The organism is Pseudomonas sp. Sample_21, assembly GCF_004307525.1.
GTDB lineage: Bacteria > Pseudomonadota > Gammaproteobacteria > Pseudomonadales > Pseudomonadaceae > Aquipseudomonas > Aquipseudomonas atacamensis.
The window spans coordinates 235,656-255,699 of the sequence record NZ_RCNZ01000138.1 but is presented as its reverse complement, the minus strand read 5'-3'; the positions used below and the strand labels follow the sequence as shown (position 1 = coordinate 255,699).

At 62.3% G+C, this 20,044-nt stretch carries 18 protein-coding genes; 6 read left to right on the top strand and 12 right to left on the bottom strand.

From position 1 onward, the window contains the following. On the top strand, positions 1 to 206 hold a 206-nt coding region (locus D8U71_RS27050), incomplete at its 5' end, for a dihydroxy-acid dehydratase (protein ID WP_177434945.1). A 171-nt stretch (positions 207 to 377) separates the two neighbouring features. Here the strand turns inward: D8U71_RS27050 and D8U71_RS27045 are convergent. Next, the gene (locus D8U71_RS27045) at positions 378 to 1,433 is read right to left on the bottom strand and encodes a haloacid dehalogenase-like hydrolase (protein WP_130889118.1); all 1,056 of its coding nucleotides are present in this window, start codon (positions 1,431 to 1,433) and stop codon (positions 378 to 380) included. A gap of 239 nt (positions 1,434 to 1,672) precedes the next feature. On the opposite strand from D8U71_RS27045, the gene D8U71_RS27040 reads away from it, so the two are divergent. Beyond that, positions 1,673 to 3,064 carry an L-cystine transporter gene (locus D8U71_RS27040; protein WP_130889117.1) on the top strand — a complete coding sequence of 464 codons (1,392 nt, stop codon included), beginning with the start codon at positions 1,673 to 1,675 and terminating at the stop codon, positions 3,062 to 3,064. Between the two features lie 93 nt (positions 3,065 to 3,157). Here D8U71_RS27040 and D8U71_RS27035 read toward each other — a convergent pair whose 3' ends face one another. After that, the gene (locus tag D8U71_RS27035) at positions 3,158 to 3,670 is read right to left on the bottom strand and encodes a dihydrofolate reductase (RefSeq protein ID WP_130889116.1); all 513 of its coding nucleotides are present in this window, start codon (positions 3,668 to 3,670) and stop codon (positions 3,158 to 3,160) included. An 85-nt stretch (positions 3,671 to 3,755) separates the two neighbouring features. Here D8U71_RS27035 and D8U71_RS27030 point away from each other — a divergent pair, with 85 nt between their 5' ends. Together D8U71_RS27030 and D8U71_RS27025 are read left to right on the top strand one after the other, a co-directional pair. Then, positions 3,756 to 5,129, top strand: a complete 1,374-nt coding sequence (locus D8U71_RS27030) for a DUF2868 domain-containing protein (protein WP_130889115.1) — start codon at positions 3,756 to 3,758, stop codon at positions 5,127 to 5,129. After that, positions 5,122 to 6,507 (top strand): GTPase/DUF3482 domain-containing protein, encoded by a 1,386-nt coding sequence (locus D8U71_RS27025; RefSeq protein WP_024014689.1) that lies wholly within the window; start codon positions 5,122 to 5,124, stop codon positions 6,505 to 6,507. Before D8U71_RS27030 ends, D8U71_RS27025 begins: the two co-directional genes overlap by 8 nt. A 162-nt stretch (positions 6,508 to 6,669) precedes the next feature. Here D8U71_RS27025 and D8U71_RS27020 read toward each other — a convergent pair whose 3' ends face one another. From D8U71_RS27020 to D8U71_RS26990, 7 genes are all read right to left on the bottom strand, one after another. Further along, positions 6,670 to 7,227, bottom strand: a complete 558-nt coding sequence (locus D8U71_RS27020) for a phosphonate degradation HD-domain oxygenase (protein ID WP_125925420.1) — start codon at positions 7,225 to 7,227, stop codon at positions 6,670 to 6,672. Next, positions 7,224 to 8,357 carry a TIGR03364 family FAD-dependent oxidoreductase gene (locus D8U71_RS27015; protein ID WP_130889114.1) on the bottom strand — a complete coding sequence of 378 codons (1,134 nt, stop codon included), beginning with the start codon at positions 8,355 to 8,357 and terminating at the stop codon, positions 7,224 to 7,226. The genes D8U71_RS27020 and D8U71_RS27015 overlap by 4 nt, the downstream gene beginning before the upstream one ends. A 118-nt stretch (positions 8,358 to 8,475) precedes the next feature. After that, positions 8,476 to 9,501, bottom strand: a complete 1,026-nt coding sequence (locus tag D8U71_RS27010; protein ID WP_042606530.1) for a putative 2-aminoethylphosphonate ABC transporter substrate-binding protein — start codon at positions 9,499 to 9,501, stop codon at positions 8,476 to 8,478. 37 nt (positions 9,502 to 9,538) lie between these two features. Next, positions 9,539 to 11,263: a putative 2-aminoethylphosphonate ABC transporter permease subunit gene (locus D8U71_RS27005; protein ID WP_130889113.1), complete on the bottom strand. Its 1,725-nt coding sequence runs from the start codon at positions 11,261 to 11,263 to the stop codon at positions 9,539 to 9,541. Continuing rightward, complete coding sequence (locus tag D8U71_RS27000; RefSeq protein WP_130889112.1) at positions 11,263 to 12,339, bottom strand: putative 2-aminoethylphosphonate ABC transporter ATP-binding protein; 1,077 nt, start codon at positions 12,337 to 12,339, stop codon at positions 11,263 to 11,265. The genes D8U71_RS27005 and D8U71_RS27000 overlap by 1 nt, the downstream gene beginning before the upstream one ends. Positions 12,340 to 12,573: 234 nt before the next feature. Further along, positions 12,574 to 13,437 (bottom strand): LysR family transcriptional regulator, encoded by an 864-nt coding sequence (locus D8U71_RS26995; RefSeq protein WP_038861192.1) that lies wholly within the window; start codon positions 13,435 to 13,437, stop codon positions 12,574 to 12,576. A 15-nt stretch (positions 13,438 to 13,452) separates the two neighbouring features. Continuing rightward, the gene (locus D8U71_RS26990; protein WP_130889111.1) at positions 13,453 to 15,708 is read right to left on the bottom strand and encodes a heavy metal translocating P-type ATPase; all 2,256 of its coding nucleotides are present in this window, start codon (positions 15,706 to 15,708) and stop codon (positions 13,453 to 13,455) included. Positions 15,709 to 15,792: 84 nt separating this feature from the next. Here D8U71_RS26990 and cadR point away from each other — a divergent pair, with 84 nt between their 5' ends. Further along, positions 15,793 to 16,242, top strand: coding sequence for a Cd(II)/Pb(II)-responsive transcriptional regulator (cadR, locus tag D8U71_RS26985; RefSeq protein WP_016772685.1), 450 nt, complete (start codon positions 15,793 to 15,795; stop codon positions 16,240 to 16,242). Positions 16,243 to 16,361: 119 nt separating this feature from the next. On the opposite strand, the gene D8U71_RS26980 is transcribed toward cadR, so the two are convergent. The 3 genes from D8U71_RS26980 to D8U71_RS26970 all read right to left on the bottom strand — a co-directional run bounded on the left by D8U71_RS26980 (position 16,362) and on the right by D8U71_RS26970 (position 19,061). Next, the gene (locus D8U71_RS26980; RefSeq protein WP_130889110.1) at positions 16,362 to 17,333 is read right to left on the bottom strand and encodes a thymidylate synthase; all 972 of its coding nucleotides are present in this window, start codon (positions 17,331 to 17,333) and stop codon (positions 16,362 to 16,364) included. A 50-nt stretch (positions 17,334 to 17,383) separates the two neighbouring features. After that, entirely contained in the window at positions 17,384 to 18,199 is an 816-nt protein-coding gene (lgt, locus tag D8U71_RS26975; protein ID WP_016772683.1) for a prolipoprotein diacylglyceryl transferase, read from the bottom strand. Positions 18,200 to 18,278: 79 nt separating this feature from the next. Continuing rightward, positions 18,279 to 19,061 (bottom strand): sulfite exporter TauE/SafE family protein, encoded by a 783-nt coding sequence (locus tag D8U71_RS26970; RefSeq protein WP_016772682.1) that lies wholly within the window; start codon positions 19,059 to 19,061, stop codon positions 18,279 to 18,281. Between the two features lie 130 nt (positions 19,062 to 19,191). Here D8U71_RS26970 and D8U71_RS26965 point away from each other — a divergent pair, with 130 nt between their 5' ends. Next, on the top strand, positions 19,192 to 19,938 hold the full coding sequence (locus D8U71_RS26965) for an NRDE family protein (RefSeq protein ID WP_130889109.1): 747 nt from the start codon (positions 19,192 to 19,194) through the stop codon (positions 19,936 to 19,938). Positions 19,939 to 20,044 lie beyond the last annotated feature (106 nt).

The window sequence follows — 20,044 nt, the reverse complement described above, 5'->3', positions numbered from 1 at the left end:
TGATCGACATTCCGAACCGCTCGATCAACCTGTTGGTCAGCGACGAAGAACTGGCGGCACGCCGCGCCGAGCAGGATAAGAAAGGCTGGAAACCGGTCGAGGTGCGCCCACGCAAGGTGACCACCGCCCTCAAGGCCTACGCCCTGCTGGCGACCAGTGCCGACAAGGGCGCTGTGCGTAACAAAGCGATGCTCGACGGGATTTGAGGCAGCTACAGCTGCAAGCTGCAAGCTGCAAGCTGCAAGCTGCAAGCAAAGGTGATCGTTCCCACGCTCTGCGTGGGAACGATCAAAAGCTTCAAGCTGCAAGCTTCAAGCAAGAGCCAAGTTGCTTTTTCTTGCCGCTTGTAGCTTGTAGCTTGTAGCTTGCAGCTGCTTTTATTGAATTTCTTCCGGCTTGACGATCACCCAGTTCTTGTCCGCTGTCACCGGCAAGCCTTCCTTGGCCTGCGCCGCTGCGTGCCTGGCCATCATGCCGTTGATTTGCGTCATGTACTTGTCCTTGCGGTTGATCCACAAGTGAATGCCGCCCTTGGCCACATCGACATCGTGGAACAGCATGTAACCGTCGCTCGTCGGGGTATCGCCGCCGACCAGTACCGGTTTTTTCCATTCATCGATGTAGGTGAGGATCGCCGCGTGCTTGCCGGCCATCCACGTTGCCGGGGTCCACAGGTACGGCGTCAGCTCCAGGCCGAGGTTGGCGTTCTCGTCATATTTGCCGGCAGTGATCTGTTTGCGCGCAGTGGTCAGCTCGCCGGTCTTCTGATCCTTGAGCAGCAGTGAAACGCCAATGACGTTCTGCGGTTTGACGTTGTAGCCGTACTTGGGATCCGCCGCGACCATACGCACCAGTTCCTCTGAAGCGGCGGTCATCACGTAAACCTCGATGCCGTTCTCCATCAGCTTGTTATACAGCTCTTGCTGGCCAGTGAAGATCTTCGGCGGATTGACGTCGAGCTTCTTCACCACATCGCCTTCGTAATACGTCGCCGGCACCGGTTTGCCCGAAGCCATCAACTCATCAACGTAGCCCTTGAGCTCCTTGAGGGTGAAGCCGGAGAACACCTGCGCCACCCATGGGTAGCAGACCATGTCGTCGACTTCGCAGAGCCGGTAGTAATAACTGAACAGGCTTTCCTTGTGCTCGGCGGTGTCCTTGAAGGGCATCAGTTTCAGCGAGGGGTCGAGCTTGTCGCGGGTGATCAGGCCCTTGTTTTCCATGAACGGCAGCAAGGATTCTTCGAGGTCGTAGCGGTAACTGGTGTTGTCCATGTCGAACACCGCGTAATTACCCTTGTTGGCGTTGGCAGCGATCATCGCGTCCAGCGCCTTGGCCTGATCTGCCGGCCAATGCTTGAGGTCCGTGGCCAATGCCTGGCCGACGAGGCCAGCCGCCAGTGCTACAGCCAACAACGTGCGTGCAATTTTCATAGCGCTACTCCCCGATGCAAAGAGTTCGACGCTAACAAATCAGTGTGACAACCCTCGCCTGTCAGCGACCGCTTGCGTCCCCTGCGCGTCAGTTGCATTGCCGACAGCGACACGCGCTTATTCCAAAAACGACGGACGCCCTGCCATTTCGGTATTAAATCATTGCAAATCAAGCTGTTAGGCTTTCCGGTTCGCAGCAGCCCCGGACGGCTGTTGGCACAGTCTTTACTGGAGTTCTCATGAATCTACCGTTGATTCTCAACCTGCTGGTGTTCCTCGCCTTGCTCTTCGGTCTGGCGCAAACCCGCCACACCACTTGGAGCCTGGCGAAAAAAGTCCTGCTTGCACTGGTCCTCGGCGTGGCGTTCGGCGTGGCGCTGCACACGATTTACGGTGCCGGCAACCCGGTGCTGAAAGCCTCGATCGGCTGGTTCGATCTGGTCGGCAACGGTTACGTGCAGTTGCTGCAAATGATCGTGATCCCGCTGGTGTTTGCTTCGATCCTCAGCGCCGTGGCACGCCTGCACAACGCTTCGTCGCTGGGCAAGATCAGTTTCCTGACCATCGGCACGCTGCTGTTCACCACCGCCATCGCGGCGTTGATCGGCATCGGCCTGACCAACCTGTTCGGCCTTACCGCTGAAGGTCTGGTCGCCGGCACTCAGGAAATGGCGCGCCTGCAAACCATTCAAAACGACTACGCCGGCAAGGTTGCCGACGTGAATGTGCCGCAATTGCTGCTGTCGTTCATTCCGCAGAACCCGTTCGCCGACCTGGCCCGGGCCAAGCCGACTTCGATCATCAGTGTGGTGATTTTTGCCGCGTTCCTTGGGGTTGCTGCACTGCAACTGCTCAAGGACGACGTCGAGAAAGGTCAGAAAGTGATCAACGCTATCGACACCCTGCAAGCCTGGGTGATGCGACTGGTGCGTCTGGTGATGAAGCTGACCCCCTACGGCGTGCTGGCGCTGATGACCAAAGTGGTCGCCGGTTCCAACCTGCAGGACATCATCAAGCTCGGCAGTTTCGTCGTGGTCTCGTATATCGGCCTGGGCCTGATGTTCGTTGTGCACGGCGTGCTGGTGTCGGCCGCCGGGATCAACCCGCTGCGCTTCTTCCGCAAGATCTGGCCGGTCCTGACCTTCGCCTTCACCAGCCGCTCCAGCGCGGCGACCATTCCGCTGAGCATTGAAGCGCAGACCCGCCGCCTGGGTATTCCGTCGTCGGTCGCCAGTTTCGCTGCCTCGTTCGGTGCGACCATCGGCCAGAACGGGTGTGCCGGCCTGTACCCGGCGATGTTGGCCGTGATGGTCGCGCCAACGGTCGGCATCAACCCGCTGGATCCGTTGTGGATCGCGACGCTGGTGGCGATTGTCACGTTGAGTTCGGCCGGCGTGGCCGGAGTCGGTGGCGGCGCGACGTTCGCCGCCCTGATCGTACTGCCGGCGATGGGCTTGCCGGTGTCACTGGTGGCACTGCTGATTTCAGTCGAGCCGCTGATCGATATGGGTCGCACGGCGTTGAACGTGAGTGGCTCGATTACCGCAGGGGCGATTACCAGTCAGGTCATGCAGCAGACGGATAAAGCGCTGCTGGATGCTGATGAACACGCAGAGTTGGCCCAGGCTTAAGCTTCTCAGCGACTGAGCGGGCCTCTTCGCGAGCAGGCTCGCTCCCACACTGAAATGCGTTCCCCTGTGGGAGCGAGCCTGCTCGCGAAGCTGTTAGGCTTTCTCCCAGACCTCAAAGCTATATGCAGGTTTATCGCCCTCTGCCGGATTCGGCACGTTCGAGACCAGTTTCCACTCGCTCAAGTCAAACTCCGGAAACCACGCATCCCCTTGCGGGCTCAGCGCCACGCGGGTCAGGTACAGCCGATCGGCCTGCGCCAGTCCCTGCGCATACAACTGCGCGCCGCCAATCAGCATCAGTTCATCAACGCCCTGGGCCTTCGCCCATTCCTCGGCGCGGGCCACGGCGGCTTCCAGCGACGGATAGACCTCGGCGCCTTCGAGTTGCAGATCGGTCTGGCGGCTGACCACGATGTTCAAGCGCCCCGGCAGCGGCCGGCCGAGCGAATCCCAGGTCTTGCGACCCATGATGATCGGCTTGCCGAGCGTGGTCGCCTTGAAGTATTTGAAGTCCCCCGGCAGGTGCCAGGGCATGCTGTTGTCGACGCCGATCACGCGGTTTTCACCGAGGGCTGCGATCAGGCTGAGGGGCAGTGATTTAGTCATGGCGGCGAGGATACCAGAGCCGCGCTTACCCCGATAAGCGCCACAGCGGTTATGCTCAGCGCTCGATTTAGCGACGGGACGCCGCGTGACTGAACTGACTCCACTGCAAAACCTCTGGCTCACCGAAACCATCCGCCTGCGCGAAGAACACGCGGGGCCGCTGGATGATCTGGAAGCCAATCGTCTGGCCCGCGCCGCTGGCGGCGATCTGCCGAGCCGCATTGCGAGCCGGGCGCTATGGCTGGCAGAGCGTGACGGGCTCACCGCCGCCCTCAAGCACTGGCTGCAAGGCGCGCGCCTGGCGCTGGTGCTGTTGATGATTTTCGCCGTACTCAGCGGCGCCGGTCTGGCATTCGCCGCACTTGGCCAGACGCCGGTGAATGTGTTCTGGGCGCTGGGCAGTCTGCTCGGGATCAATCTGATTTTGCTGCTGAGCTGGGCGCTGGGTTTGATTTTCGCTGGCGAACACGGCGCCACCCTTGGGCGGTTGTGGCTGTGGCTCAGCGAAAAATTCGCCCGCGACGCCAAAGCCGCGCAACTGGCGCCGGCCCTGCTGTTGCTGCTGCAACGCAAGAAACTCAACCGCTGGGCACTCGGCGCGTTGGTCAATGGCCTGTGGCTGCTGGCAATGCTCAGCGCGCTGATCCTGCTGCTGACGCTGATGGCCACCCGGCGCTACGGCTTTGTCTGGGAAACCACGATCCTCGGTGCCGACACCTTTATCCATGTCACCCAGGCCCTTGGCTATCTGCCGTCGCTGCTCGGCTTCAACGTGCCGACCGAGGAAATGATCCGCGCCAGCGGCGCCGGCGCACTGGATATTGAAAGCGCGCGACAGGCCTGGGCGACCTGGCTGGTCGGTGTGCTGGTGGTCTACGGCGTGCTGCCGCGCCTGCTGCTCGCGCTGTTCTGCCTGTGGCGCTGGAACAGCGGCAAAGCCGCGCTGCGCCTGGATCTGAATTTGCCCGGCTACGCGCAACTGCGCGAACGGTTGATGCCAACCAGCGAGCGCCTCGGCGTCAACGACCCGGAGCCGGCGCAACTGCATCGCGTCGAAAGCAACGTCGGCGAACTGGCCAGTGAAGGCGCGCTGCTGGTGGCGATCGAGTTGGACGAACAGCGCCCATGGCCACCCGTGCTGCCGAAAAACGTCGGCAACGCGGGCATCCTCGACAGTCGCGAATCACGGCACAAACTGCTCGAGCAACTCAGTCGCTTCCCGCCGGCGCGGCTGGCCATCGCCTGTGATCCGCGACGTTCGCCGGATCGCGGCAGCCTTGCGCTGATCGCCGAACTCGCGCGCAACGCTGGCGCCACTCGCATCTGGCTGCTGCAAGCGCCGCCTGGCGAAGCGCTGGACGGTCAACGTCTGGGTGACTGGCACGCGGCGCTGCAACAGCTGGAACTGCCATTCGCCGATTGCGCGCCGATGAACTGGCTGGAGAGCGGACATGACTGATGCACGCAAGGCCCCGCTGAAACTCGCGGTGGTCGGCCACACCAACGTCGGCAAGACCTCGCTGCTGCGCACGCTGACCCGTGACGTCGGCTTCGGCGAAGTGTCGCACCGGCCGAGCACCACCCGACATGTTGAAGGCGCGCGGTTGTCGGTGGACGGCGAGCCGTTGCTCGATCTGTACGACACGCCGGGGCTGGAAGATGCCATCGCCCTGCTGGATTTTCTCGAGCGTCTGGAACGCCCCGGCGAACGCCTCGACGGCCCGGCACGACTGGCGCGATTTCTCGACGGCAGCGAGGCGCGCCAGCGTTTCGAGCAGGAGGCCAAGGTGCTGCGGCAATTGCTCGCTTCCGACGCTGGTCTGTATGTGATCGACGCCCGTGAACCGGTGCTGGCCAAGTACCGCGACGAACTGGAAGTGCTCGCCAGTTGCGGCAAACCGCTGCTGCCGGTGCTGAATTTCGTCAGCAGCGCCAACCATCGCGAACCCGATTGGCGCGAGGCGCTAGCGCGGTTGGGGCTGCATGCGCTGGTACGTTTCGACAGCGTCGCACCGCCCGAAGATGGCGAGCGGCGCTTGTACGAGAGCCTCGCCCTGCTATTGGAAAACGCCCGGCCGCAACTGGAGCGGTTGATCGCCGACCAGCAGGCGCAGCGCCTCGCCCGTCAGCAAAGCGCCGCACGCCTGATTGCCGAATTGCTGATCGACTGCGCTGCGTGCCGGCGCAGTGTGGTCAGCGAAGCCGAGCAGGAACAGCAGGCGATCAGCGAGCTGCGCAAAGCCGTACGCCAGCGTGAGCAGAAGTGCGTTGAGGCGTTGCTCAAGCTCTACGCGTTTCGCCCGCAGGACGCGGCGGCCAGTGACTTGCCGTTGCTCGACGGGCGCTGGGGCGATGACCTGTTCAACCCGGAAACCCTGAAGCAACTGGGCGTGCGCGTCGGCGGTGGCATTGCTGCCGGTGCAGCGGCCGGGGCTGGTGTGGATTTGCTGGTCGGCGGGATTACCCTCGGCGCGGCGGCGTTGGCCGGTGCGATCGCCGGCGGTGCGCTGCAAACCGCGCGCAGTTATGGCAGTCGCCTGCTCGGCAAGATCAAAGGCCAGCGGGAATTGACAGTGGATGACGCCGTGCTGCGCCTTCTGGCGCTGCGCCAGCGCCAGTTGCTGCTGGCACTCGATCAGCGCGGGCATGCGGCGATGGACAGCATTCAGGTGGCCACGCCTGTGGACAAGACCTGGCGCGAAGGCAAGTTGCCGGAAGCGCTGAACAAGGCGCGCGCGCATCCGCAGTGGTCGTCGCTCAATCCGCAGGCGAAGTTGAATCAGGCGGAAAGGCAGGAGCAGGTTGAGGCGTTGGTTGATCGGGTGCTTGAGCTTTAGATCGCTACCCCCTCACCCCAGCCCTCTCCCGGAGGGAGAGGGGGCCGACTGTGTTGCTCTTGGGTCATACACCGACCTGAGATATCCAGTCGAACTCAGGTTTGAAAAGCACGGAGATCAGCTCCCTCTCCCTCCGGGAGAGGGCTGGGGTGAGGGCTGCAATCACTCAGCCGACAACAATTTCCCAGCCTTGCGCTTTAACACACTCAGATCCACCAGCGGCACCGCAACCTCCTTCGCCAACTCATCCCAGCGCCGCATGCGCAAACTCAGCGCACACAACGGATCAGCCTCGAACGCATCCGCCTCAGCCGCGCTCATCACCCCGCCCTGATATTCCAGCGTCCTGCGACTCGCCTCACTCAACCGCGCGTAATAGCCCGGCTCGCGCAAGGTCAGATAGCGTTTGGCCTGGACGTGATATTCCACCAGTCGCGCCAGCCGCTCGCTGAAACCTGCCTCACGCAGATAATCCGCACCGAGCCGTTCATGGCTGACCACGCCATAACCGCCCATGTTTTCCGCGCCCTCGGCACACAAATGGCCGATGTCATGAAAGAACGCCGCCAGCACCACTTCATCGTCACAGCCTTCAGCCATGGCCAGTTCTGCGGCCTGGGACATGTGCTCGAGCTGCGACACCGGTTCGCCGATGTAATCGCTGGCGCCGAAGCGTTCATACAGGCCGAACACCCGGGCGATCACCTGTTCGTGATTCATGCTTCCTCCAGTAACTGCGCGATGTTGCGTTCGGCCAGCGCCGGGCCGACGCTCATGCCGACGCCGGTGTGCATCAGCGCCACGCTCAGGCCCGGTGCCGGGCGCAGGAAAGAAAACGGACCAGGCCCACGAGCACCATAGACGCCCTGCCAGCGTTCGACCACTTGCACCTTGCAGCCCAGCGTCTGCTCGGCGAGTTCGAGCATCCAGTTGTCAATCTGCTCGGCGTTGAACGGTGACGCATCGCTGCCGTAATGATGCGAATCGCCGATGATCAACTCACCGTACGGCGTCGGGCTGATCAGCAAGTGAATGCCGTTGGCGTGCAGGTGCGGTTGTTCACGGAGAATCTGCGCCTGCACCGCTGCGGCTTGCGGCAGATCGGCGAAGGCGCCGTAGTGTACGCAGCTCAGGCCGGTGAGCACGGCGTGTTGCAGGTTCAACTCGATGCTTGGTCTGGCCCGCAGCATTTGCAAACGACAGATCTGCGGATTGAGCGCAGCAATCGGCTCGGCCAGCAGGGTCTGATAATCGTGGCCGGAGCAGACGATGATCTGCTTGCCGGTAAAACTGCCGGCGGTGCTGTGCAGATGCCCCGGCTCGACACCGCGCACCAGCGTGGAAAAGTGAAACTCGACGCCGAGGTCGCGGCGCAAGTAGTCGATCAGCGCCGGAATCGCTTCGCGCGAGTACAACTGCTGATCATCGACACCGTGCAGCGCGGCGCGCTGATGGCTGAACTGGCCGCCATACAGATCACGCAACGCTGCGCCGCGCAGCAGCTCGACGTTGTAGCCATGCTCGACCGCGCGGCCGGCGCAGAAGGCTTCGAGCAGCTGTTCTTCCGCCTCGCTGCGGGCGAACAGGTATGAGCCGTTGCGCTTGACCTGCAGGCCGGCAAGTTGCGCCCAGTCGCCCCAGATCTCGCGGCTGGCCTTGGCCAGTTCGAGCATGATGCCGGGCGGCTGACCGGTCACCAGCGCCTGGCCGAAGTTGCGCACCGAAGCGCCAAGGGGCGTGGCGGTGCGTTCGAATACCGCGACTTTGAGGCCGCGTTTGGCGGCGGCATAGGCGTGGGACAGACCGAGGATGCCGGCGCCGATGATGAGCAGGTCTTTGGGTTGTGTCATGTAGAGGTGCTCTGAATGAGAAACCGCTTTCGCGAGCAGGCTCGCTCCCACAGGGGACAGCATTGCAACTGTGGGAGCGAGCCTGCTCGCGAAGGGGCCTTGTCAGTCGATAAAGATCTTACTTGGCGACAACTTTTTCGGACTTGCCGTCATACCGCTTGCGCCATTCAGCCAGGATCTCGTCGCGATTCTTCGAGGCCCAGGCAAAGTCGTTCTTGATCAGACGCTGCTCATAGTCGGCCGGCAATTCGGTCTGCGGCTTGGCGATCCCCGGCTGGGCGAGCACGGCGAAGTTCTCTTTGTACAGATCCATCGCCTCGGCGCTGGCGGAGAAATCAGCGAGTTTCTTCGCCGCTTCTTCATGCGGTGTGCCTTTGATCACCGCTGTCGCTTCAATCTCCCAGCCCAGACCTTCCTTCGGCAGGATGATGTCCAGTGGCGCACCCTGGCGTTTCAACTGTACGGCTGGATATTCAAAGGAAATCCCGATCGGAAACTCCCCCGCCGCCGCCAGCTTGCAAGGCTTGGAACCGGAGTGGACGTACTGGCCGATGTTCTGGTGCAGGCCGTCCATATACGCCCAGCCCTGCTTCTCGCCGAAGGTTTGCAGCCAGGCGCTGACGTCGAGGAAACCAGTGCCGGACGACGCCGGGTTGGGCATGACGATCTTGCCCTTGTACTCAGGCTTGGTCAGATCCTGCCAACTCACGGGTTTGCTCAAACCCTGCTTCTCGGCCTCGACGGTATTGAAGCAAATGGTCGCGGCCCAGACGTCCATGCCGACCCAGGCTGGCGGATTGGCGGCGTCGCGGTAGTTCGCGCCGATCTTGCCAAGATCCTTCGGTGCATAGCTTTGCAGCATGCCTTGCTGATCGAGAATTGCCAGGCTCGAAGCAGCCAGGCCCCACACCGCGTCAGCCTGCGGCCGCGCTTTTTCGGCGAGCAGTTTGGCGGTGATGATTCCGGTGGAATCGCGCACCCATTTGATCTCGACGTCCGGGTTGGCCTTTTCAAAGGCTTCCTTGTAGGACTTCAGTTGTTCGGCTTCGAGGGCGGTGTACACCGTCAACTCGGTTTTTGCCGCGAAGGCATTCAGGCTGAAAGTCGCGAGCACAGCAGCGGCCAGGGCCATAGGCTTGAACATGAGCGTTTTCCTGTAGATGAGTTGATCGGGTTTGCAATCAGTGACCTGGCGCGGTTTGCCGCCAGGCCTGGGAACGGCGCAACAGGCCGCGCGAAGCCCACGCCAGCAGCAGCGACACGCCGGCCGAAGTGAACAGAATCAGGGTCGACATCGCCGCCGCACCGCCGACGTTGCCGGCGTCATCCATGTTCAGCACCGCCACCGCCGCGAGGATGGTGTCGGGGCTGTAGAGGAAAATCGCCGCCGACACCGTGGTCATCGCCGAGACGAACAGGTAGCGCACGATGTCCAGCAGCGCCGGCAGGCAGATCGGCACGGTGACGCGCAGGTAATGCCGGTACAGCGGCGCCTTCAGCGACAGCGCGGCGGCTTCAAACTCGGCGTCGAGCTGGCGCAGCGCGGTGGTCGCGGTCATTTGTGCGGTGGTCAGATAGTGCGCAATGGTGCAGACGATCAGCAGCGTCATCGTCCCGTACAGCACGTGCAGCGGATTGCCGCTGAGGTTGAAGAAGAAAACGTAACCCAGGCCCAGCACCAGCCCCGGCACCGCCATCGGCACGAAGCTGAGCATGCGCAAAGCCAGGTTGAGCCCGCGCTGGGTGCGGGTTTTCTCCATCAGATAGGCACCAGTGAAAATCAGCACGCTGCCAATCAGCGCGGTGCCCAGCGCCATTTTCAGACTGTTGCCGTAGGCGAGCCAGCCACCGCCGGCGGTCTCGTTGAACTGATAGTGGTTGAGCGACAGCGACAGGTTGTACGGCCAGAACTTCACCAGCGACGAAAACACCGCCATGCCGAACACCAGCAGCAGCGCGGCGCAAATCAGCAAAACGATCGCCAGATAGCAGCCGTCGCGCAGCCTGGACGGCAGCGGTTTGAACACCTGCGCGCGCCCGCTCATGGAGTCGCCGTGGCGCCGACGCAGCCATGCATCGACACCAAAGCTGAACAGCGCCGGCAGCAACAGCACCATGCCGATCAACGCGCCGCGGCCGAATTGCTGCTGGCCGACCACGGCTTTGTAGGCTTCCAGCGCCAGCACTTGATAGTCGCCACCGACCACCACCGGCACACCGAAATCAGTGATGGTCAGGGTGAATACCAGACAGAACGCGGCGAACACTGCCTGCCGAGTCGCCGGCCAAGTGATGCTGCGAAACGCCTTGGCCGGGCTGGCGCCCATGCTCGAAGCGGCGTCGAACAGGCGCGCATCTGCCAGCGACAGCGCCGAGAGCAAAATCATCAGCGCATGCGGGAAGGTGTAGATCACCTCGCCCAGCACAATGCCCCAGAACCCATAGATATTGTCCGAGAGCAGCCCACGCAACATGCCCTGATTGCCGAACAGATAGACCAGCGCAATTCCCGGCAGCATCGACGGCGCCATCAGCGGCAGCAGGGAAATCCCGCGCCAGATGCCTTTGCCCGGAATCAGCGTGCGTTGCAGTGCGTAGGCAAACAGGTAGGCCAGCGGTACGACAATGGCCGCAACGCTGAGGGACACTTTCAGGCTGTTGCCGAGCAGCCAGTGGAAATTGGCACTGGTCACCAACTCTTTCGCGGCGAGCCAGCCACCGCCCTGCCCGGCGTCATTGCTGAAGCCACGCCAGAAGATCGCCAGCAACGGCAGCAGCACCGCGAGGCCGAGCAATACCAGCAGAACGACTTTGCCGCCGACCACGAACAGGCGATCGCCGATCTCGGCTTTCGAGGACTGTCGCACCTGCTTGTGCGGTAGCGGCAGCGCGAGGTTGCTGTTCATCAGGCGAACACCTGCAAACTGCGCGGCGGCAAGGCGACCATGATCTGCTGGGCGCCGAGGCGCGGCATGGCTTCTGGCGCGAGCTCGGCGAGCAGCGCATGGCCCGGCAGTTGATCGAGTTCGAAGCTCATCCGGCAGCGGTTGCCGAGGAAAGTGATTTCGCGAACCTTGGCCGGGAACAGGTTCTCTTCGTGCACCAGCGGGTTGACGTTGATCGCCTCCGGGCGGCAGAACAGTCGACCCGAAGCGCCGTGTACGCTGCCCTCGGCCAAGCGCAGATTCATCCCGCCAACCTTGGCGTGACTGTCGCTGCTGCGCTGAAACGGCAGCCAGTTGCCCTGGCCGACAAACTCGGCCACGAATGGCGTGGCCGGGCGGTTGTAGATTTCCTGCGGGGTGGCGTACTGCTCTACGCGACCGTTGTTCATCACCGCGATGCGGTCGGCCATCAGCATCGCTTCGTCCTGATTGTGCGTGACCATCAGCGTGGTGATGCCGAGATTGCGTTGCAGCTGACGCAGCTCAGTGCACAGATGCTCGCGCACCCGCGCGTCGAGGGCCGACATCGGTTCGTCGAGTAATAACAGCGACGGCGACGGCGCCAGGGCCCGAGCCAGCGCCACCCGCTGTTGCTGACCGCCGGACAATTGGCCTGGGTACTTTTTCTCACTGCCGCTGAGGCCGACCAGTTCCAGCATCTGACCGACTCGCCGGCGCACTTCATCGCGGCCGCTGCCGGCGAGGCCGTAGGCAATGTTCGCCTCGACCGTCAGATTGGGAAACAACGCGTAGGACTGGAACAGAATCCCGTAATCCCGCGCTTGCGCGGCGAGGTGCGAGACATCGCGATCGCCCAGATACAGCTCGCCGCTGTCCTGCTGCTCCAGCCCGGCAATGCAGCGCAACAATGTGGTCTTGCCACAGCCCGACGGGCCGAGCAGGCACACCAGTTCGCCGGCGGCGACGTCGAGGGAGACGTTATCCAGCGCAGTGAACGCACCGAAACGCTTGTGCACGCCGCGCACTTTCATCGGCGCGCCGGGGTTGGTCAGGGCAGTTGCGATGGCAGGATTCATGGACGGACCTCAGCAAACGGATGAGGCCAATCCTAGAGTTGTAATGCGTCCGTCATGTGGCAGCGAGGCAAAAACGGCTGATAGTGGTATTTGGGGATTTTGGTTCAGATTGTGTTTTGCCTGGGCTGACGCCTTCGCGAGCAGGCTCGCTCCCACAGGGGATCGTGTTCACAACCCAAATCCAATGTGGGAGCGAGCCTGCTCGCGAAGAGGCCTTCTCAGACATTGAAGGTCTCATGCCGGAGACATCTCTTGTGCCAAGCCGAGGAACGCCGCCGGCAACCGCGCACCCTTGCGCTCTTTGAGGCAATACAGATACTCCGGAATCTGCGGCGCATTCTCGATGGTCAGCACACGCAATTGCGGATCATGCGGCACCTCCTGCCGCGCAATGATGCTGATACCGATATTGCGCAGCACGGCTTCACGAATCGACTCACGGCTGCCGATCTCCAGCAACGGCCCGAAACTGACCCCGGCGCTGGCCAGCAACTCTTCGGTCAAGCGCCGAGTAGTCGAACCCGGCTCGCGCATCAGCAGCGTATGCCCGGCCAGCGCGTTCAGCGTCACATGTTCCTGCGCCGCCAACGGATGATTGCGATGCACCGCCAGCACCAGCGGATCGGTGCCGAGTACTCGGCGAATCAACCGCGCATCGTCGAGCAACTGCGACGAAGCCGCGACATCCACGCGGTAATCCTCCAGCGCTTCCAGCACCTGCTGCGAATTGCCGATTTCCACCGACACTTCGACCTGCGGCAAACGCTCGCGGAAGGTCTTCACCAGATCGAGGATGTAATATGGTGCCGTCGCGGCAATACGCAACGTGCCCTGCACCTGACCGCTGTTGCGCAGGAAGAACTCGATGTCGGCCTCTTGCTGCAACAGGGTCTTGACCATCGGCAGCAGCCGCGCGCCTTCGTCACTGACGCTTAAACGGCGCCCGCCACGGTAGAACAGTTCCACCGAATACTGACTCTCCAGATTGCGGATCTGCGTGGTCACGGTCGGTTGGCTGAGGCCGAGTTTTTTCGCCGCCAGCGTGATGCTGCCCAGGCGGGCGACCATGTAAAACGCTTTCAGCTCGGCACTCAGCACAACCATCCCTCACGTTTATTTGCGCAGCAGGCGCAAACCGTTGAACACCACCAGCAGGCTCACGCCCATATCGGCAAACACCGCCATCCACATGGTGGCCAGCCCGGCGAAGGTTACCGCAAGAAAGATCGCCTTGATCACCAGCGCCAGTGCGATGTTCTGTTTGAGGATGCTCGCGGTGTTGCGCGACAGGCTGATGAACGCAGGGATCTTGCGCAGATCGTCGTCCATCAGGGCGACATCGGCGGTTTCGATCGCCGTGTCGGTGCCGGCGGCGGCCATGGCGAACCCGATCTCGGCACGGGCCAATGCCGGGGCATCATTGATGCCGTCGCCGACCATGCCGACCCGGTGGCCCTGCTTGTAAAGATCTTCAATGGCTTGCAGCTTGTCGGTCGGCAGCAAATCGCCGCGCGCCTCGTCGATCCCGACCTGAGCGGCAATCGCTTGTGCGGTGTGGACGTTGTCGCCGGTCAGCATCAGGGTTTTCACCCCGAGTTCATGCAACTGACGAATCGCTTCAAGGCTGGTTTCCTTGACCGTGTCGGCCACGGCGAACAGTGCCAAGGGGCCTGCGCTGTCGAGCAGCAGCACCACGGATTTGCCCTGTTTCTCCAGTGCGAACAGCTTTTCTTCCAGCTGCGGTGAGCACAGGCCAAGCTCTTCGACCAAACGATGATTGCCCAAGTGATAAGTCTGGCCGTTGATGTCACCTCTAACACCGCGCCCGCCCAGTGCCTCGAAGTTGTCCACAGGCAGTGCGGCGAAATCTTTATCCACAGCGGCGTTGGCGATGGCCAACGACACCGGGTGATCGGAGCGCCCGGCCAGCGCGGCAGCGATGGCCGGCGCGCTGGCATCGGCTGTCGGATCGAGCGACAGGTAATCGGTCTGCACCGGTTTGCCGTGGGTGATCGTGCCGGTTTTATCCAGCGCCAGATAATCGAGCTTGAAACCGCCTTCCAGATACACGCCGCCCTTGACCAGAATGCCCTTGCGCGCGGCTGCCGCGAGGCCACTGACGATGGTCACCGGGGTGGAAATCACCAGTGCGCACGGGCAGGCAACCACCAGCAACACCAGCGCGCGATAGATCCAGTCGAACCACGCCGCGCCCATGAACAACGGCGGGATGATCGCCACGGCCAAGGCGAAGACGAACACCGCCGGGGTGTAGATTTTCGAGAATTGATCAACGAAACGCTGAGTCGGCGCCCGTGCGCCCTGGGCCTGTTCGACCGCGTGGATGATCCGCGCCAGGGTCGAGTTGTTGGCCGCAGCGGTGACCGTGTATTCCAGCGAGCCGGCCTGATTGATGGTGCCAGCGAAGACTTTGTCACCGACAGTTTTTTCTACCGGCAGGCTTTCACCGGTGATGGGCGCCTGGTCGATGGTCGAGCTGCCGCTGACCACCGCGCCGTCCAGGGCGATGCGCTCGCCGGGTTTTACCCGCACGCGCGCGCCGAGATCGACGCTTTTCACCTCTTGTTCGCGCCAGTTGCCGTCAGCCTGCAATACCGTGGCTTGCTCGGGAGTCATTTGCATCAAACCACTGATCGCATTGCGCGCGCGGTCCAGCGAGCGTGCTTCGATCAGCTCGGCGACGGTGAAGAGGAACATCACCATCGCCGCTTCCGGCCACTGGCCGATGAGGATCGCGCCCGTCACGGCGATGCTCATCAGCGCATTGATGTTGAGGTTGCGGTTCTTCAGGGCAATCCAGCCCTTTTTATAGGTGCCGAGGCCGCCGCTGAGGATCGACACCAGCGCAACAATCGCCACCACCCAGTCGGGGGCAGCGCTGGTGAAGTGGATGACTTCGGCGCCCAGCGCGGTCAGGCCGGACAGCGCCAGTGGCCACCAGTGTTTTTTCACCGCAGCCGGGGCCGGCGCGTCGACACCCGCCTCGAGCGGCTCGGCGTGCATGCCGAGGGATTTGATCGCGTCGGTAATCGGCTCGGTGCCCCGCAGATTATGGGTCACTCCAAGCACGCGGTTGATCAGGTTGAATTCCAGCTGCTGCACGCCGGCCAGTTTGCCGAGCTTGTTCTGGATCAGCGTCTGCTCGGTCGGGCAGTCCATCGCCTCGATGCGGAAGCTGCTCAGGCGCGCGTCGGCGCTGGTCTTTTCGCTCAATTGCACCCGCGCAGGTGCGGCGGCTTTTGACGAGCAGCAGGCATCGCCGCCATGCGCATGTTTATGCACGGGCTGCAATTTATGACTGTGATCGTGACCGTCGCCGGGCTTGTGGGTGTGCAGGGAATCACTCATTGGTCGCGTCCATGAAGGTGCCTGTTGCCAAGTAAAGACCCTGTAGCCACTATAGGGTCAAGCACCCTTTTGGAGATGGCCGTCATGAAGATCGGCGAACTGGCGAAACTCACCGACTGTGCGGTGGAAACCATCCGCTACTACGAGCGCGAAAACCTCCTGCCGGAACCGGCGCGCAGCGACGGTAACTATCGCGTCTACACCCAAGCCCACGCCGAACGCCTGACCTTCATCCGCAACTGCCGCACCCTCGACATGACCCTCGAAGAAATCCGCAGCCTCCTCGCCCTGCGCGACAGCCCGCAGGATCAGTGCGAGAGCGTCAATGCGCTGATCGACGAACATATTCAGCATGTGAAGGCGCGAATTGATGGGTTATTGGCGCTGCAGACACAACTGCTCGACCTGCGCCAACGCTGTGGCGAAGGGCCGGAGGCCGATCAATGCGGGATCTTGCAGCGGCTGGAAGTGAGTGGCGGGGTTGTCGCGACCGAAGTCGAACACTCCCATGTGGGCCGCAGCCACGGCCACTGACGGGCGAAGCTCGTTCCCACGCTCCGCGTGGAATGCCGCCATGGACGCTCCGCGTCCAAAGTGACGCAGAGCGTCACGGGATTCATTCCCACGCGGAGCGTGGGAACGATCAATGGTGACTAGACCGCCATCGGCGCGGTCATCGGCGGATGGTGCTCATAGCCTTCCAGCGAGAAATCGCTCGGCTCGACCAATTCCAGCCATTCCGGCTGATACACACCGGTCTTGGCAAACTCCGGCACGCGGTCGGAGATCTTCATTTTCGGCATGGCAAACGGCTCGCGCTGGAGCTGTTCGTTGAGCATGTCCAGGTGGTTCTCGTAGACGTGCGCATCGCCGATGAAATAGGTGAACCAGCGCGGCGTGTAACCGGTCAGGCGACCGATCAGGCTCAGCAGCGCGGCGCCCTCGGTGAGGTTGAACGGCGTGCCCAGTCCCAGATCGTTGGAGCGGATGTAGAGAGTCAGAGAAATCTCTTTGGTCTCGACGTTCGGGTGGAACTGGTACAGCAGATGGCATGGCGGCAGGGCCATTTCATCGAGCTGGGCGACGTTCCAGCCGTGGAACAGAATGCGCCGGCTGCCCGGATCCTTGATGATCGTGTCGACGCACTGGCGCACCTGATCGATCGCTTTGTACAGCACCACGTAGCCCTGGCCGTCTTCTTCGCCCTGAGCGATCTGCTTGTAGCCGTTGCTCAAGGTTTGTTCGATGGCGGCGGTATTGCTCAGCGGGATCTGCTTGTACGCCGGCCATTTGCGCCATTGCACGCCGTAGATTTCACCGAGGTCGTCGTCGCCCTGACGGAACGGGTTGGCCAGCCATTGCGCGTTTTCGTTGGCGTTCTGGTCCCAGACCTTGCAGCCCAGCGCGCGGAATTCAGCGGCGTTGTTGACGCCACGCAGAAAGCCGCACATCTCGCCGATGGCCGATTTGAAGGCCATTTTGCGCGTGGTGATCGCCGGGAAACCTTCCTGCAGATCGAAACGCAGCATCGCTCCCGGAAAACTGATGGTGTTGATGCCGGTGCGGTTGGCCTGTTTGGTGCCGTTCTGAATGACGTGCGAGACCAGTTCGAGATATTGCTTCATGAGTTACCTGTGTCCTTGGAGCCCCGGCGTCGCGCGCCGGGGTTCGTAGTTTAAGCCGTCGGCGCGAGCGGCGCTGCCGGGGCGCGACGATAGGCCAGCCAGATCAGCAACAGCCCGCCGACAATCATCGGCACGCAGAGCACCTGACCCATGGTCAGCCAGTTCCACGCCAGATAGCCCAACTGCGCATCAGGCACGCGGACGAACTCGACGATGAAACGGAAGATGCCGTAGAACAGCGCGAACATGCCGGAGACCGCCATGGTCGGGCGCGGTTTGCGCGAGAAGATCCACAGGATCAGGAACAGCGCCACGCCTTCGAGGGCGAACTGGTACAGCTGCGACGGGTGACGCGGCAACTGCGCCGGATCGCTGAACGGCGGGAACACCATCGCCCACGGCACGTCGGTGGCCTTGCCCCACAGCTCGGCGTTGATGAAGTTGCCGATGCGCCCGGCGCCCAGACCGATCGGCACCATCGGCGCGACGAAGTCCATGAGCTGGAAGAACGACTTGCCATTGCGCTTGCCGAACCACAGGGCCGCGAGCATCACGCCGATGAAGCCACCGTGGAACGACATGCCGCCCTTCCACACTTCGAAAATCAGCGTCGGGTTGGCCAGGTACGCGCTCAGATCATAGAACAGCACGTAACCCAGACGGCCGCCGACGATCACGCCCATCGATAGCCAGAACACCAGATCGGAGAGTTTCTCCTTGGTCCAGGTCGGGTCGAAGCGGTTGAGCCGGCGCGACGCCAACAGCCACGCGCCGCCGATGCCGATCAGGTACATCAGACCGTACCAGTGGATTTTCAGCGGACCGATGGCCAGGGCCACCGGGTCGATCTGCGGGTAAGGCAGCATTGCGACTCCTTGTTAGAGTTGAAAGCGAAATTCCCGGGCGACGCTGCCACCTCAGGATTAAGCCAGGATTGCCACGCGGTCAGAGCAGAAAGCTCAAACCCACGCAGAACAGCAAAGCGGCGAACAGCCTTTTCAGCAAGCGCGGCGACAACCTGTGTGCCAGACGCGCGCCGAGCCGGGCGAAGACCATGCTGGTCAGGGCGATGCCCAACAATGCCGGCAAATACACAAAACCGAGACTATGGGCTGGCAACAACGGATCGTGCCACCCCAGAATCATGAAACTTGCTGCACTGGCCAGAGCGATCGGCAAGCCACAGGCCGACGAGGTCGCCACCGCCTGCTGCATCGGCACGCTGCGCCAGGTCAGAAACGGCACGGTCAGCGAGCCGCCACCAATGCCGAAAATCGCCGAGGCCCAGCCAATCACCGTACCGGCGGCAGTCAGACCGAGTTTGCCCGGCACCGTTCGGCTGGCCTTGGGTTTGACGTCCAGCGCCAGTTGCACGGCGATCACCAGAGCGAACACGCCGATGATCTTTTGCAGGTTCGGCCCGGAGATCGCTTCAGCAGTCAACGCCCCGAAACCGGCACCGAGCAGAATGCCCACGGTCATCCAGCGAAAAATCGCCCAGCGCACCGCGCCACGGCGGTGATGTTCACGCACGGCGTTGACCGAGGTGAATATGATCGTCGCCAGCGACGTGCCCACCGCCAAATGCGTAAGAATCGACTGATCGAAGCCCTGCAAAGTGAAGCTGAACACCAGCACCGGGACGATGATGATCCCGCCGCCGACGCCAAACAGCCCGGCGAGCACGCCCGCACAGGCGCCGAGCGCCAGGTAGAGCAGAAATTCCATGACCGTCTCCAGCACGCATCGGCAAAACAGGAGCGGCATGTTAACGGATGCGCAGCCTTCTGCTCCACTGGCGATGGATGCACGGACGCCGGATGCGTAGAGTGGGCAAAAAACACACAAGGACCACCTTATGTGCCTGATTGTTTTCGCCTGGCGCCCGGGCCATGCCCAGCCGCTGATCGTCGCGGCCAACCGCGACGAGTTCTACGCCCGCCCCAGCCTGCCATTGGCACAATGGCCGGAAGCGCCGCAAGTGCATGCCGGGCGCGATCTTGAGGCCGGCGGCACCTGGCTGGGGATCGGCGCCAACGGACGCTTCGCCGCGCTGACCAATATTCGTGATCCGCAACAGCCGCCGGCCACCAAATCCCGGGGCGAACTGGTGGCGCGCTTTCTTGCTGACGATCTGTCGATTGATGATTATTTGAGCGATGTGGTGGCTCGTGCCGCCGAATACGCCGGGTTCAATCTGCTGCTGGGCAATGCCCATGAGTTGTGGCATTTCAATGCACGAGCGTCAGAGCCGGTGATGTTGCAGCCTGGAGTTTATGGGTTATCCAACGCGGGGCTGGATACACCGTGGCCAAAACTGCTCAAGGCCAGGGCGGCGTTGAGCGCGGTGCTGGACGATCCGCAGCCCGAGCGCCTGCTGGCCTTGCTGAGCGATGCGCAGACCGCACCCGAGGCGGAGTTGCCGGATACGGGAGTGGGCATGGCGACGGAAGCGTTGTTGTCGAGTGTGTTTATTGCCAGCCAGAGTTATGGCACCCGGGCGAGCACAGCGTTGATCGTGCGAGCGGACGGCACGCGGCGGATGGTAGAGCGCAGTTTTGGGCCGTATGGCGGGCATCTCGGGGAAGTTGAGGTTTGTGTCTAACAGCAGCCCCTCACCCCAGCCCTCTCCCGGAGGGAGAGGGGGCCGACCGAAGTGTCTTGCGGTATACATCGACCTGAAAGATCGAGTCGATTATGGATTCAGCAAA